This is a genomic window from Cylindrospermum sp. FACHB-282, assembly GCF_014697195.1.
Taxonomy (GTDB): Bacteria; Cyanobacteriota; Cyanobacteriia; order Cyanobacteriales; family Nostocaceae; genus Cylindrospermum.
On the sequence record NZ_JACJRJ010000033.1, the window covers coordinates 13,906 to 28,514 of the forward strand.

Annotated in this window: 13 protein-coding genes; 3 read left to right on the forward strand and 10 right to left on the reverse strand. The window is 41.4% G+C overall.

Annotated elements, in window-relative coordinates; genetic code table 11:
- Positions 1 to 36: 36 nt before the first annotated feature.
- From H6G32_RS17175 to H6G32_RS27130, 3 genes are all read right to left on the reverse strand, one after another.
- Positions 37 to 1,050 carry a serine/threonine protein kinase gene (locus tag H6G32_RS17175; protein WP_190460450.1) on the reverse strand — a complete coding sequence of 338 codons (1,014 nt, stop codon included), beginning with the start codon at positions 1,048 to 1,050 and terminating at the stop codon, positions 37 to 39.
- Between the two features lie 258 nt (positions 1,051 to 1,308).
- A complete protein-coding gene (locus tag H6G32_RS17180) occupies positions 1,309 to 1,449 on the reverse strand; it encodes a hypothetical protein (protein WP_190460452.1) in 141 nt (46 codons plus the stop codon).
- A 186-nt stretch (positions 1,450 to 1,635) separates the two neighbouring features.
- Positions 1,636 to 1,767 carry a hypothetical protein gene (locus H6G32_RS27130; RefSeq protein ID WP_255502440.1) on the reverse strand — a complete coding sequence of 44 codons (132 nt, stop codon included), beginning with the start codon at positions 1,765 to 1,767 and terminating at the stop codon, positions 1,636 to 1,638.
- A gap of 418 nt (positions 1,768 to 2,185) precedes the next feature.
- On the opposite strand from H6G32_RS27130, the gene H6G32_RS17185 reads away from it, so the two are divergent.
- Positions 2,186 to 3,415, forward strand: a complete 1,230-nt coding sequence (locus H6G32_RS17185) for a glycosyltransferase family 4 protein (protein WP_190460455.1) — start codon at positions 2,186 to 2,188, stop codon at positions 3,413 to 3,415.
- Between the two features lie 108 nt (positions 3,416 to 3,523).
- On the opposite strand, the gene H6G32_RS17190 is transcribed toward H6G32_RS17185, so the two are convergent.
- The 4 genes from H6G32_RS17190 to H6G32_RS17205 all read right to left on the reverse strand — a co-directional run bounded on the left by H6G32_RS17190 (position 3,524) and on the right by H6G32_RS17205 (position 8,705).
- Positions 3,524 to 4,705 (reverse strand): glycosyltransferase family 4 protein, encoded by a 1,182-nt coding sequence (locus tag H6G32_RS17190; protein ID WP_190460457.1) that lies wholly within the window; start codon positions 4,703 to 4,705, stop codon positions 3,524 to 3,526.
- 27 nt (positions 4,706 to 4,732) lie between these two features.
- On the reverse strand, positions 4,733 to 5,023 hold the full coding sequence (locus tag H6G32_RS17195) for a PqqD family protein (protein ID WP_190460460.1): 291 nt from the start codon (positions 5,021 to 5,023) through the stop codon (positions 4,733 to 4,735).
- Positions 5,024 to 5,496: 473 nt separating this feature from the next.
- Positions 5,497 to 7,533, reverse strand: a complete 2,037-nt coding sequence (gene ligA / locus H6G32_RS17200; protein WP_190460462.1) for an NAD-dependent DNA ligase LigA — start codon at positions 7,531 to 7,533, stop codon at positions 5,497 to 5,499.
- A gap of 107 nt (positions 7,534 to 7,640) precedes the next feature.
- On the reverse strand, positions 7,641 to 8,705 hold the full coding sequence (locus H6G32_RS17205; RefSeq protein ID WP_190460464.1) for a vWA domain-containing protein: 1,065 nt from the start codon (positions 8,703 to 8,705) through the stop codon (positions 7,641 to 7,643).
- 438 nt (positions 8,706 to 9,143) lie between these two features.
- Here H6G32_RS17205 and H6G32_RS17210 point away from each other — a divergent pair, with 438 nt between their 5' ends.
- Positions 9,144 to 10,139, forward strand: a complete 996-nt coding sequence (locus tag H6G32_RS17210) for a glycerophosphodiester phosphodiesterase (RefSeq protein WP_190460466.1) — start codon at positions 9,144 to 9,146, stop codon at positions 10,137 to 10,139.
- A gap of 70 nt (positions 10,140 to 10,209) precedes the next feature.
- Here H6G32_RS17210 and H6G32_RS17215 read toward each other — a convergent pair whose 3' ends face one another.
- Complete coding sequence (locus tag H6G32_RS17215; protein ID WP_190460468.1) at positions 10,210 to 10,971, reverse strand: class II aldolase/adducin family protein; 762 nt, start codon at positions 10,969 to 10,971, stop codon at positions 10,210 to 10,212.
- 352 nt (positions 10,972 to 11,323) lie between these two features.
- On the opposite strand from H6G32_RS17215, the gene chrA reads away from it, so the two are divergent.
- Positions 11,324 to 12,523: a chromate efflux transporter gene (chrA, locus tag H6G32_RS17220; protein WP_190460470.1), complete on the forward strand. Its 1,200-nt coding sequence runs from the start codon at positions 11,324 to 11,326 to the stop codon at positions 12,521 to 12,523.
- Between the two features lie 23 nt (positions 12,524 to 12,546).
- Here the strand turns inward: chrA and H6G32_RS17225 are convergent, their stop codons facing one another.
- Together H6G32_RS17225 and H6G32_RS17230 are read right to left on the reverse strand one after the other, a co-directional pair.
- The gene (locus H6G32_RS17225; protein WP_242046629.1) at positions 12,547 to 12,828 is read right to left on the reverse strand and encodes a hypothetical protein; all 282 of its coding nucleotides are present in this window, start codon (positions 12,826 to 12,828) and stop codon (positions 12,547 to 12,549) included.
- 321 nt (positions 12,829 to 13,149) lie between these two features.
- On the reverse strand, positions 13,150 to 14,604 hold the full coding sequence (locus tag H6G32_RS17230; protein WP_190460474.1) for an MFS transporter: 1,455 nt from the start codon (positions 14,602 to 14,604) through the stop codon (positions 13,150 to 13,152).
- Between the last annotated feature and the right edge of the window lie 5 nt (positions 14,605 to 14,609).

The following is a 14,609-nucleotide window of genomic DNA, read 5'->3' on the forward strand; positions in this document are numbered from 1 at the left end:
AATAGATATAGGCAGATATTCAAATTACTGGCGTTACTAAACCAAAGTATGAATCAGGTGTAAATCCTCTAAAATAACATCGGAAATTTGTCCCAAGCTCCCTAAATCATCAGGACGTAATAACTCCCGCACAGTAACAGTCTTTGCCAATTGACCTAATTCTTGAAACTCCTTTCTACACTGTTGAGAAGTGAGGAAAGCACGCCCATAAGCATTGAACATCAGATGCTTCATTGCGTCAGGTAGAGAGAGGTAATTAATTATAGGTGCTGTGAGGTTTTGGTCACGTTCTCCTAATATGTACACAGCAAATAGTGGCAAAGCTTGGGATTGAAACTGCCACTGTTCTCTATCCTTTCCTTTCAAATCTATAAAGCGTTTATCTAGATTTGTTGATACTAGTGATAACTCTTCTATTGAGCCGTGAATGGCATTTACAGAATTAGGCCACAGGCGTAGACGAGGATAAGCAGACTGTACCCAAAACCTTTTATCATCAGGAATAAGTGCGGCAATATCATCTGCCAATACGGAGAATCCACGGCTAGCTAACGCTGCTGCTGTGGTTGATTTACCTGCGCCTGATTGTCCCAAAATGGCGATCGCGCTACCATCAACCGCAACCACGCTGGCATGAAGACAAGTCACTCCCCGCAGCCGTAACAGATGACCGAGTACACAACCCAGCAACAAAGATACCGCATCCGTAAATAGTTCATCTCTAGACCAAAAACCCCAAACTTGACTGCCGTCAGGATTCAAGATGAATTCCAAGCAATCAACCCCATCAAAAGACCTTATCCTCCAGTAAGTGCCATCATCCCGGTGCGTTGTCCACAGGTGGAAGCCTGTTTTTTGATACCACTCAAGGGGCACATTCCAAAAAGATTGGTCGAGTAATAGCGGTTGACTCTGCTGTTCACCAACTAGGTGGATAACAACATCTATGGGGGCAGAACTATTAACAGTAGCTAACCCTGGCAACAGTCGATTAATAGCTAGGTTTAGTCCATAAAATTGATAGCAATAATGATCATTGTTAATCGACATTTGCATTTATATTTATTTTTATCTGCAAACTCAGGAGTTTCAGAATCCCGACTTTTTGAAAAAGTCGGGGTTCTTTTGGAAAGGACAAAGCTACACACTTTATTTTTCACAAAATGTTAAGGAAAAAGGTAGGTAAAAAATCCCTTTTAGTCTAGATTTCTAGACACTTTTTTCTACCTAATAAACTAGCTTTACCTTCCCATTATTTATATGACAGGAATTAAAATTTACTGTCATTATGTTTTTTATACTGCTTGCTTAAGGAAGACCAGTAATGGGGGCGGAAGTAGTAGCAAAACCACCACTACCACCGACTTGTTGTGTTAAACCAGATATTTTACCGTGAGCTTTCAATTCTGGTTCAGAATAGTTTTTTTTCGCGTTTTCAGATTGAGACATTTGATGAATCCTTATGAGTGTACAGAATAGGCTTGTAGGAAGGGAAGTAGAAAGGTGTATTTAGGCTAGATTTATTAGGCAATTTTATTGACCTAATAAATCCTTCCTACTTGTTAACTCTACCCTGCCATCATTTATATGACAGCGAGTGAAGTTGAGCTTTTGGTGTTTTTTTCTACTTAACTACTAAGGAGCAGACACAGTGGTAGTACCAAAACCACCGCTACCACCGACTTGTTGTGTCAAACCAGATATTTTACCGTGAGCTTTCAATTCTGGTTCAGAATAGTTTTTTTTCGTGTTTTCATATTGAGACATTTGAGAAACCCTTATTTTTTGTGTTTTACTTATTTGGAGTTATCAGACTATAAAATAGTACCATAACCAAATTTAACTTACACAAAGATTGTTAAACTTATTAGTACTCTGTAGCGTAAATTATTTAGGGTGCAAATGACAAGATTAACTTGACTACTCATGCCCTGTGGAAGATGAAACAACCTTGCAGCTTGCTAAAGGGTTCTTCTTGTAAAAATTGATAAATCACTGATAGGGTTTTATTAGGATATTGGGTTGGTAAGTAAGACGGCGGGAATAAATCTAACTATATTAGAAAACGTAAATAGGCTTAAAACTTTTACCAATGAACAATGACAAAGAACAAATGACAGCCCACACTAGTTAGCTTTAATTGTACCGACCGACTTAAGTTATAGTCCACCAAAAGTAAAGACGCATGAAAATTGCTTTTATTAGCTACGAATATCCACCCGATACAGCATATGGAGGTATTGCTACATATGTATATCAGGCAGCTAGAGTTCTACAACAAAGAGGTCATCAAGTTGAGGTATTTGCAGGTAGTACGTACCGTACTAGAACCGAAACTGAAAACGAGATACTAGTCCATCGAATTAATGAAAGTGATCTAACAAACTTTGTAAAGCGAGTTGGTCAACTTTTTGTCAAAAGGCACTCATTAGTCAAGTTTGATGTAGTCGAAGGCACTGATTATAATGCTGATGCACGAGAAGCTGTTCGCCTTGTTCCAGAAATCCCACTTGTAGTTAAGTTACATACGCCATGTTTCTTGGCAAGTAAGATAAGTGAAGAAAAGCCGTCATTGTTACGTGAAGCACATAAATATATGGAAGCCTTACGTGGTAAAAGTATTAAACCCAGATGGAAATATAATTTTAAAGATGATATTGAATATATCCATGCTCTAAATGCAGATGAAATTGTCGCCCCTTCTCAAGCAATAGCTGATGAGTTGATCGAGGCTTGGAAATTAAATCGTAACAAGATATCTCTTGTACCCTACCCATATGTTCCATCAAGGGAGCTTTTAGAGATTCCTGTTGAGAATCAGACTAATGTAGTAACTTTTATTGGCAGACTTGAAAACCGAAAAGGTATTCTTGATCTTGCTCAAGCAATACCGATTGTATTGAAGCAGCACCCCGAAGTAAGCTTTCGATTCATTGGCAGAACATGTGCTTCACCTAACCCTAATTTACATATGCGGCAGTATCTTGAAGGTATGTTGCAACCTTATAGAAATTCACTTGAGTTCATAGGTTTCGTACCATTTGACAAAATCCCATCTTATTTAAGAAGCACTGAACTGTGCGTGTTTCCTAGTTTATGGGACAACTTTCCGTTCGTCTGTCTGGAGGCTATGGCTGCTGCGCGTGGAATAGTTGGAAGTAGTTCTGGAGGAATGGCCGAGCAACTCAATCATGGTGAATGTGGAAGGCTCGTTCCCCCTTATAACCCTAATCAAATTGCTAAAGCAGTGGTTAAATTACTACGCAACCCATCTTTGCGAATGGAGTTAGGTGAGGCTGCACGTAAACGAGTACTGAACGAGTACAACATAGAGCGGATTGGTCTACTACAAGAAAATAGCTACGCTCGCGCAATTAAGAGAAGAGAAGCTATGGGATCTCGTTTTTATAACTGAACAATAGAGTGATTTTAATACAAATTCACTTCATTTATGGGGCGCCTAACTCATGACCGGAAGTTACGAGTGTGCGGCTTGCAGAAATCAAATTGAGTGATGGAAAATTTAGGCAGAGACTACCTTAGTAGTAGATGCCAAATCTTCATATATTTGGAACATCCGCTTTTGTAAAATTGCTTCATCATATTCCTTGACAATAACTTGCCGTGCTTGTGCAAGATGTGCTTCTCGTTCTTGGGGAGGTTGATTGACAACTTTAATCATTGCCTCTGCTAGAGCATCTGGGTTTTCCGGTTCTACCAAAGTACAAAATTCTTCAATAAAAGTGCCTCGATAAGCTGACAAATCACAGGTAATAACTGGGCGTTCACAGGCAACTGCTTCAATTAGTGTCGAAGGAAAGGCATCAGTGACGGGATAATTGATAATCACATCTGCTAAGTTGTAGCCTGTAGGCATGAAATTATAAGGTAGGCCGGGCATCCAGCGCAGATTTTCTAATAACCCAAGTTCTTCTGCTTTGTTGCGGATGCTTTCGTAAATAGCTACTGCTTCTTCCCCCCCGGCACGCCCTAGCTTTGAAAAGACGAGTACCGTCGGTTTTATGAATTGGGGATAAGCCTGTGCATAAGCTGTAAATATCTGCTCATGGTTGTACACTTTAGACCAACCACGTGGCGAAAGCAGAATTGTGGCTTCTTCATCAATCTTCAATATTTCCCGTCGCCATTTTGGTAAATCTTTTGTGACTCCAGAGCGAAAATGTTTAGGGTTTGTCCCTAGAGGGATTAATTCTACCCTTTGTTCAGGGTTCAGCAGTGCTTTGGATTTTTCTATCAAACTAGGTGTCTCTACAATCAGCACACCAGTGTTATTAAACACTTGGCTAACCCTATCGTTATGCTTGCTTAGTTCCCTTTCTGGTTGTAGCAAATGATTTAAAAAGCCCCAAGCAGAGACGACAAGAGGGCTTAGATTCGCCAGGACACAACACTGGGCGTGCCAACCAATGGCGTGGACATGGATAATATCAGGCTGGAATTCGTCTGCAAGTTTACGTAACGGCTCCGCCATTTCCTCGGCCATCTGATCTTCATAAGGGTAGGTGTTGGTAAACTCCTCTAGATACTTTCGCCAAACAGTGGGGAAATAGCGATAATTTTTGGGAGCTTCAGTTTCATAGGGGTCTACATCTCCTAGTAGCCAAACTTCATAACCTGCTTTGACTACCCAATCTAAAGGTCGTGTCAAAGCAACGCCCCCAGCACCAATCATCAGTACACGCATGATTTGATTTTTACTTCAAGTTAAGAGTTAAGAATCAGTCATTTCAACTAGTCCAGCCTTAACCAATTTATCAATAAACTTGAGCAAGTCTTGTTTTAACTTCTCTGGCTCGACATCATACTCTTTTAGCAAGGTGTCGTAAGCTGTCTGGATAGAATCTGACTCAGTTAGCACAAAGAATATTTTTGTACCAACTTCGTTTTGACTAAAATACTCTTCGCTTTGCAGATTCAGTAAAACTGATTCCCCTGCTAAGTCTTGAGTCAGAACATTTGCAGATAAGGACACTTTTTGATTTAAGGCTATTTGTAGTGTCATTTTTTACAGGATATATTGAGTCTGGTTAATTAGTGTTCATTAAGCTGTTAGTTCGGACTACCAATTGCCTTACAATTACGTCAAGCTTACGTGAGGTTGAATCGTCACAAGTTGAAAGGTTGGTATTCACAACTACTAAATAATATACACTTTAAGTAGCGTATGACAATAAATTACCTTTGAGGCAGGAAATAACTCTTCAATTAAGGGCAATTTTCTATACCACAAACGATTCGATTAGTGTCAAAGATGACTTCTTTATCCCCTTGGGACTGGTCAACCCCTTCCCTACGGGACGCCAAAGGCGAACGGGGAATTCAAAAAAGGTCAATTTTGAGGAAATTATCGACATATAGCAGAAGGCAAGAGGGAAAAGGCACTCGTGCAAAAGTAAAACCCTTGTCATTACTGAGTTTGATCTGTTAAGAATGTCCTAACTGCCTTATCTACTGCTATAAATAAAATGTCAAAATTTAGTCTTGCAATAACTCCAATAACTGCGCTTCAGTTAATTGAGTAATCCCCAGGGCTTGCGCTTTCTCTAACTTGGAACCGGCATCTTCTCCCACAACCAGAAAATCTGTTTTTTTGCTCACAGAATCAGTCACCTTGCCACCAGCTTTTTGAATTAACGCTTTTGCTTCATCTCGCTTTAAGGTTGGTAATGTACCTGTAACTACAAAGGTTTTACCGGCTAATTTTTGATTTTCATCACCTACAGCTTTGGCTTCTTCGGTGGTGGCTAATTGCAACCCTGTCTCTTGGAGACGAGAAATCAAAGTTTGATTGGCACTGATGCGGAACCATTGATATACAGATTGGGCAATTTCTGCACCGATACCGTAAACACCCTCAATATCTGATTGTTTGGCGCGTTCTAACTGCTCAACTGTGGTAAATTTTTCGGTTAATAATTGGGCATTGACACTGCCAACGTGACGGATTCCTAATCCATATAATACCCTTGACCAGGGTTGATTTTTTGATTGGGCGATCGCATTCACCAATTTCTCCGCCGACTTTTGCCCCATCCTTTCTAATACACAAAATTTCTCTGTTGTCAAGCTATATAAATCTGCCACAGAATGCACCAAACCTTTATCTACGAGTTGATGCACCAGCTTTTCACCCACGCCTTTAATATCCAAAGCGTCACGACTTACCCAATGTTCAATTTCTCCCTTCAAAATCGCGGCACAGGAAGCATTAACGCAACGTGTCACCGCTTCACCTGATTCTCTCACCACCGGTTGACTGCAGACTGGGCAATGGGTAGGCATAATAAAGGGTTGGGCATCAGGGGGACGGAGTTCTTTAATTACCCTGACGACTTCGGGGATAATTTCCCCAGCTTTACGGACAATTACAGTATCGCCAATGCGGATATCTAATTGGGAAATGCGATCGCTATTATGTAAAGTAGCGCGAGAAACCGTAGTCCCCGCCAGTTGCACCGGGCGCATTTCTGCCAAAGGTGTCAACGCCCCCGTTCTCCCCACATTCACCGCAATATTTTCCACGCGGGTAGGTGCCTCTTCTGCTGCATATTTCAGCGCCACAGCCCACCGGGGGAACTTCTGGGTAAACCCCAGCTGTTCTTGCAGCTTAAAGGAATTCAGCTTCACCACCACCCCATCAGTCATGTAGGGTAAATTCAGCCGTTCTGTATCCCAGTATTGATAATATTCAGCAACTTCTGCTAAAGAACTGCACAACTTGTGGTTAGGGTTGACATGAAAACCCATCTTTTCCAACAATTCCAGCCCTTCCCATTGGCTATTAGCAATACTGGCGTCATCCCTACCAGGAATATGCAGCGTATAGCCAAAAAAATCTAACCGCCGTTTAGCAACAACGCGAGAATCTAGTTGTCTGAGTGTACCAGCAGCAGCATTCCGGGGATTAGCAAATAACTGCTCACCTGCTTTTTGCCTTTCTTCATTGATTTGTTTAAACACATCCAACCGCAAAAATGCCTCTCCCCGCACTTCCACCTTTTCTAAAGGTTCCAAGCCATCAAAATTCAAGCGCAAGGGAATTGAGCGAATTGTCCGCACATTTTGGGTAATATCTTCACCCATTACCCCATCACCCCTAGTTGCACCTCTCACCAGAATGCCATTTTGGTAAGTAAGCGCCAAAGCAGAACCATCAATTTTCAATTCAGAGACATACTCTACCGTATCTATTTTTGGTACTTGACGCCGCCAACGTTGCTCCCACCCTTGCAATTCATCAATATTAAAGGCATTCTCCAGACTGTACAGGGGGATGTTGTGCCGCACCGAAGTAAAATGTGTTGCCGGTCTCTCACCCACTCGCTGAGTTGGACTATCGGGAGACACCAATTCTGGATACTGAATTTCTAGTTGTTGCAATTCTCGATATAACTGGTCATAGACTGCATCCTCCATAGTGGGTGCATCTAGGACGTAATAAGCATAGCTTGCTTGTTGCAACAACAGCCGCAGTTCTTCTACGCGCTTTAATTCAGGCTGAATCTGTATCATGAGACTTATTGCAAAATACGATTAAAGATCATAAAACCTGCTGAGTGCAGGCTAAATCGAGATCCCTAACTTCTTAGAGAAGTCGGGGATCTGATCTTAAACGTTAATCAACGATCCCAATCTTCAACTTCATATAAAAATCGGGTTTTGCCAATCAATTTACGATTAGCAGAAGTACTTTGGACAAAAACCACATACTTTTCTAGGTTACTCGGTTTGATCCGGATTGACGCATCCATCGGTAGACCTAACATTTCTCTAGCGGCGCTGCCGGCAAATAAATCACCTGTTGCCCGTTCCATCAAGATAATTTCTTTAGCAGCTTGGATAGTTTCGGTTTTTGTAAATTCGTAAAAACCGCGTCCCACTTTAAAGCTTAACCCATTTTCTAACACAAAAGCTTTAATTGAAATATCATTATCCACCTCTAAAACCTGGAAGCGTTGAGGAGAAACTGCCCGTAAGTCAGCCGATTCATAATATGAGACGGCTTCTCGCTTCATCATCGAGTTAAATATTTTATTTAACCCCCGACTCATGCGCCCTTCGTCAATCACTTCTTTTTCATAAGCTTGTAGCTGATCATTTGATGATTGCTGATAGCAAACAGCTAAAAACAAATCGGTAATATAAGAAAATTGGTCAAGATTGATATGAAAACCCCCTGACTTTTCAGCGATTTCTCGATAAAAAGGAGTAGCGTGAGAGCGATTGAGTGCTTGAACTCCATAAACCGTGATTTCTGCCTCAGCTAATTTATCTAACTCTTTGCGCCAATTTAGCTTTTGAGGATTGTGTGCTGGTGGGTGGGGAATATCATCACCAATCAAAACCAGTGATTTAGACGCAGAGTTTGACCAAGCCAGAGATTGAGATTCATGTAATACTAATTCATAACATTCTGGTGCATCTCCGCCGCCAGTAGCTTCGACATTTTGGACAAAATCACAAATTTTATCAACATCACCAGAGAGATTAAAAGTTTTAGTGACATAAGTTGAGCTTGCATCACAGTAATCACCATGAGCAATAATCCCAATGCGGATTAGAGGAAGTTCATCAATTAATCTGGTAACTGTTTCTTTGATTTTCCGTCGTACTTGAGTAAGGCAAGGATACATACTTCCGGTAGTATCAAAACTAAAAACAACTTCGATATTGTTGTTGGTCATAGCTTTACCAGCACCCAGTTTTTACTTGATACTTATATTTTAACTCTTATGCAGCTAATTTGATTAAACTTATTTTAAAGATTTGACTAAAAAGTTAAAAACTTACCTGATTTACAGAGGTTAAATATAACTATTAATTTACCCTGACTTTACAAAATATTCAACTATTTTAAGATACAGGTACAGATTATCGTAAGGGCACAACATTGTTGTGCCCCTACCCGTGTACTTCAGTTACCTGAAAAATGCTGTATTCCAAACAATGGTTAAAACCTTTCTTCTTTTCCTTCTTGACTTTGCGTTCTACAGCCCTTTGGGCAAGAGCCTACGGCACGCTTCGCGAACGCTGCGCGCGTGCGTTCTTTGCGGTTTGTTCAAAAAAATATTTTCATAAATTAGCTAAAATGACTATAACAAAATCCCCAATAATAGAAATTCATGACTCATACATTTACAAGAAAACCACCCATTATCATCGCTCATAGAGGAGCAAGCGGCTACCGCCCAGAACATACTTTAGCAGCTTATGAATTAGCGATTAATTTAGGTGCTGACTATATTGAACCAGACTTAGTTTCCACCAAAGATGGCATTTTAATTGCGCGGCATGAAAATGAAATTTCCGAAACCAGCGATATTGCTAACCATGCCGAATTTGCTCACCGTCAAACCACCAAGATAATTGATGGTGAATCCAAAACTGGCTGGTTTACAGAAGACTTTACCCTGATGGAACTGAAAACTTTAAGAGCAACCGAGCGAATTCCCGAAATGCGATCGCAAAATACCCCATACAACGGACTATGGGAAATCCCCACCCTGCAAGAAATCATTGATTTAGCCAAAGATAAAAGTGCCCAAATTGGTCGCACCATTGGCATTTACCCAGAAACCAAACACCCAACTTACTTTAAATCTCTTGGTTTAGCCCTAGAAGCCCCCCTACTGGCAACTTTAGCAGCCAATGGTTATCAAGGAGCCAACGCACCTGTTTTCATTCAGTCCTTTGAAGTTAGCAATCTCCAAGATTTGGCTAAACAAACCGATTTACCTTTGGTGCAACTGCTGAACGATAAGGGTAAGCCCTATGATTTTGTAGTCAGTGATGATCACCGCACCTATGCAGATTTAGCTACTGTATCAGGATTAAAGGACATTGCTAAATATGCACAAGCAGTTGGCGTCAATAAAAACCTGGTTATTCCCAGAGATAGAACTGGGAAATTGCTGTCACCGACATCTTTAGTTAGGAATGCCCATGCAGCTGGTTTGCAGGTTCACCTCTGGACTTTCCGCAATGAAGATTACTTTTTACCCCTAGATTTTCTAGGGAATCCCCAAGGGGAATATAAATTATTTTTGAATTTAGGCATTGATGGCGTATTTAGTGATTACCCCGATACGGCTGTTGCTGTGGGCGAATGTATGAACTAGGTTAAGATGGGGAAACCTCGGCGCTACAAATATCGGGGCTAAAACTTTTTCTAGTGCGAAAAACATCATCCTAATCAAGCAAATCAGGTTCTTCCCGCAACATCCTGTCAAAAAGCGGTTGAAAGCTGAACCACCCGGCGAAATGTGACCCCACTTGGCTGTGTGCTAAAGTAGCAGTTTCGTGCTTAATGATATGGGGTTTCCCTGCGGCTTCTGCTAACAACTGTGCTTGGCACGATCGCTCTAAAGTTATGTACCACCAAGCAGCTTCGTCCACTGTGTGTCCCACAGTCAAAATGCCGTGGTTACGTAGGATGATGGATTTTTTCTTGCCCAAGGCTTCCGCCAGACGCTTACCTTCATTTATGTCTAGTACTACTCCGTTGTAGTCATTAAACAACCCCTGATCTTGATAAAATGCACAAGCATCTTGAGTCAGGGGATCAAGTATACGACCCAAGCTAGACCAGGCTTTACCATAAAGTGAATGGGCGTGCGCTGCGGCTATGACATCAGGACGAGCTTCATGAATTTGAGAATGGATGGCAAAAGCAGCTTGATTTACAGAACGCGAACCTTTAACAACTTCGCCTTCGCTGTTCACCAATAATAGGTCAGAGACGCGGATATGACCGAAGTATACCCCTAGGGGATTCACCCAGAAATGATCTGTCAACTCAGGATCACGAGCTGTAATATGGCCTGCTATTCCTTCACTAAAGCCGAACTTGCCAAATAGGCGAAAAGCTGCGGCTAGGCGCTGCTTACGGTGTAGGCGTTCTTCTTCAACGCGCTCAAATACGGGGGGTTGGGGTCTATCAAATATGGGCACGTTCTTGTTCCTATTCCTGTTCGGGAGCGTTGGTGTATCCAGAACTAGAGTTAAGGATACATAACTAATTTAAACAAAAGTATCAACAATCCATAGCAATTCTAAGTTGATTTGCTCTCCACCGAGAGGCTCAGATCCCCGGATCTTTTTGTTCGGAACTGATTTAGGATTGCTATAGACAAATAAGACAGACACTATTTCTCGTAGAAAAATATATTGCCACATAGACAGAGTGATGTTTGGCAATCACCAATCTTACATTTTGTGCAACAAATAACCCAGCCTTAATTTCTCAGAAATATCCTAGAAGTGGTGACTACACTTGTAGATTGCAATAATTTGCCTAGCAAAAATGAATAACTTACCACTAAGTCGTTTGGGCGAGCTCGCCAAACTCTTTTTCAAACTGGGCGTTATTGGCTTTGGGGGACCAGTTGCCCATATTGCCATGATGGAATTGGAGGTAGTTAAGCGGCGTCAGTGGCTGACACAGGAGCATTTTCTAGATTTGTTGGGGGCAACTAACTTGATTCCTGGGCCAAATTCCACTGAAATGGCGATTCATCTGGGATATATCTATGGGGGATGGCTGGGGCTGATTGTCTCAGGTGTCTGTTTTATCTTGCCGGCGGTTTTGATTACTGCTGGCTTTGCCTGGTTTTATGTCGCTTATGGGGCTTTGCCACAAGTCGCGCCGTTACTCTATGGCATTAAACCGGCTGTTTTAGCTATTATTTTCAATGCTCTTTGGGGCTTGGCAAAAAAGGCAGTAAAAACACGGAAGTTGCTGGTGATTGCTGTGGCTGTTACGGTGCTAACTTTATTTTGGCAGGTAAATGAAGTGATTGCCCTATTAATTGGGGGGTTACTGGGGATGCTTTGGTTGCATGGTGGTGATACACCAAAAGATCAGGCTAATTTGCTGATTGCTGGCTTAAGCACAGGTGCGACTTTGAAGGCTACAGCTGCAGTTGCGACAACGGTAACTAATGTATCTGTTCCTTTGTGGCAGTTGGGTTGGTTTTTTCTGAAAGTTGGTAGTGTGTTGTTTGGTAGTGGCTATTTGCTGGTGGCGTTTCTTCAAGGGGGATTAGTTCAAGAATATGGTTGGCTAACGCAACAGCAGTTACTAGATGCGATCGCCATTGGTCAATTTACCCCTGGACCAGTACTCTCCACTGCTACCTTTATTGGCTATATCCTAGCTGGCATACCCGGTGCAATTGTGGCAACTTTGGGAATTTTCCTACCCTCGTTTTTCTTTGTCGCTGCCTTGAATCCCTTCATCCCCCGCTTACGTGCTTCTTCTTGGACTAGGGCTTTTCTTGATGCTGTGAATGTCAGTGCTGTGGCGCTGATGGTAGTTACCACCCTGCAACTAGGAAAAGCCATTTTAACGTTACCACAAGCACCTTATGTAGATTTTCTCGCCGTGGCGATCGCCATTATCTCCGCAGTTTTCGCCCTGCGCTTGGGCATCAATGCTGCTTGGTTGGTTTTAGGTGGTGCTGTAATTGGCTGGGTTGCTTTCTTATTCGGTTATATTCGATAATCCCTTTCTTGCGATCAGTTGCTTTAACCTGCCAACTTTGATAAATCTACTTGCTTCTTGTTGGACGATTCAAAGTAGTCCCAACTTGCTACTGATATTAGATTAATATTTTGTTCACTATTAATTGAGTCGATAAATTCTTTAGTTTCATCAATAGCAAATTCTTCTCTGAACCAACATCGCAGAGAAATTTTTGAGTAGTCTATTTGGTGACCACTGGGACTGTAGCATATAACTTCAAATCTTTTTTTGGCAAACCACTGATATATCTCAATCTTCCAATCTTGATAAGATATTGTCTTCATTAAATATTTGTTCATGAAATTTCTACCTTCTTAAAAATTAAATTTTTACGTAGTAGTAGACCCTAAACAAAAATGGCATTTTTGCATACATACATTAGGTTAGTTTTTTAACCCACCTAAAATTAATGCCAAACAACATAAATGAGTAGTATTAACGTTTGTTATACTTGTTATAATAAAATCTTTTTTAGTTTTACATTAGAAAAGTTTATGATTCTTAACCAAATTATTATATTTAGTTACACTATAAGGAAAGTAAGTCCTAAAATTTTCAGGGTAACGGCTATCATCTCCGCACCCTGTTATAGATCCACTATTTAGTTATTGCGCCATATTCTCCCGCCGTTCTTTGAGTTTCAGCAGCATTTCTGCGTGCATCTCGCGGGTAATGGGATAAAAATAGGTTAAAACTAAACCACAAATTAAACAAACTGTTGGTATCGGCCCAACAGCAATGCGGATAGCTTGCAGTGCTGACTCAGGTTGTATGGGGAGGGTACTTTGCCCAACTACAGCCTCTTTAAAACCAGATACTTGCAAAGAATTGCCGACTACAAATAGCCCGAAAGCTAAACCAAATTTTTGCAGCAAAACCATGAAACCATAAAAAATGCCTTCCCGGCGTTGTCCGGTTTGGAGTTCATCTAATTCAATGACATCAGGAATCATTGACCAGGGCACAAGATAAGCTGTGGAAACACCAAAGCCTGCCATGATAGCCAGCAGATACATCAAACCTATTTGACCTGGTTGCAAGAAAAACAGTCCGGCTGCGGCGATGATCCATAAAATCATTCCCAGAAAATAAACAACTTTCTTTCCGACCTTTTTACTCAAATAACTCCAAACAAATAGCATACCAAGGGCAGTTCCTTGCACCGCAATCATCACTGTAGGCACATCTGAATCCTTGAGGCGCATACAGTTGACCACAAAGTAGGGAATAATGCTGGCTGTTATCTGTACACCTAACCAAGAAAAGAGATATATCCCAATAACAAAGAGAAAAGGTCGATTAGTAAAGACAATTTTTAGCTGTTCACCGATGGGAATAGATGGGGGTTGTTCAACTTGAGCGCGTTTAGCTTCAAAAGCCAAAATGCGATCGCGCGTGCCATAAACGCACCAATATAAGGACAAGACCGAAATCACAGTACAGACTGCCGCTAAAACTACAAACTGTTGCTGGCGATCGCTAACATTGTCAAAAATAATCTTCGATAAAATTAAAGATAGAATGCTGCCACCAATAGAGAATGTAAAGCGAAAGCTGTTGAGGCTAGTGCGTTCGTCATAATCCTGAGTTAGTTCTGGAGTCATCGCCGTGTAAGGCAAATTCACAACGGTGTAAAACACCTGAGATATCACCCCAATTGCTACATAGTACCAGAACAAAGGCCAAATATTGCTACTCTGATCGGCACTAAATTGCGGTACAATCCACTGCAAGAAAAAGAAAAACCCAAAAGGAATTGCGCCATACAAAATCCAGGGGAGACGACGCCCCCAGCGCCGGGATTCGGTTCTGTCAGTCAGTACCCCCACAAACGGATCATTTACCGCATCCCAGATTTTGCCAATCATCAAAATGCTGCCAGCCAAACCTGCCGGGATACCAGCCACATTTGTAAAAAACACTAGCAGATAAAATATGGCAATATTGGCAGTAATCGCCGGGCCTAAATCTCCTGCACCATAAGCCAGTTTGGTTTTAAAGTCCAATTTTTCGCTTTCAGGAGTTCTTTGGGCATCGCCATCAGCAACAGAATCGTTCATAATAT

Coding starts and splice junctions, on each gene's coding strand:
- ligA (WP_190460462.1), bottom strand. CDS start 7,533: ATGATACAGATTCAGCCTGAATTAAAGCGCGTAGAAGAACTGCGGCTG.
- H6G32_RS17195 (WP_190460460.1), bottom strand. CDS start 5,023: ATGACACTACAAATAGCCTTAAATCAAAAAGTGTCCTTATCTGCAAAT.
- H6G32_RS17190 (WP_190460457.1), bottom strand. CDS start 4,705: ATGCGTGTACTGATGATTGGTGCTGGGGGCGTTGCTTTGACACGACCT.
- H6G32_RS17205 (WP_190460464.1), bottom strand. CDS start 8,705: ATGACCAACAACAATATCGAAGTTGTTTTTAGTTTTGATACTACCGGA.
- H6G32_RS17210 (WP_190460466.1), top strand. CDS start 9,144: ATGACTCATACATTTACAAGAAAACCACCCATTATCATCGCTCATAGA.
- H6G32_RS17230 (WP_190460474.1), bottom strand. CDS start 14,604: ATGAACGATTCTGTTGCTGATGGCGATGCCCAAAGAACTCCTGAAAGC.
- H6G32_RS17180 (WP_190460452.1), bottom strand. CDS start 1,449: ATGTCTCAATCTGAAAACGCGAAAAAAAACTATTCTGAACCAGAATTG.
- chrA (WP_190460470.1), top strand. CDS start 11,324: ATGAATAACTTACCACTAAGTCGTTTGGGCGAGCTCGCCAAACTCTTT.
- H6G32_RS17225 (WP_242046629.1), bottom strand. CDS start 12,828: ATGAAGACAATATCTTATCAAGATTGGAAGATTGAGATATATCAGTGG.
- H6G32_RS17185 (WP_190460455.1), top strand. CDS start 2,186: ATGAAAATTGCTTTTATTAGCTACGAATATCCACCCGATACAGCATAT.
- H6G32_RS27130 (WP_255502440.1), bottom strand. CDS start 1,767: ATGTCTCAATATGAAAACACGAAAAAAAACTATTCTGAACCAGAATTG.
- H6G32_RS17175 (WP_190460450.1), bottom strand. CDS start 1,050: ATGTCGATTAACAATGATCATTATTGCTATCAATTTTATGGACTAAAC.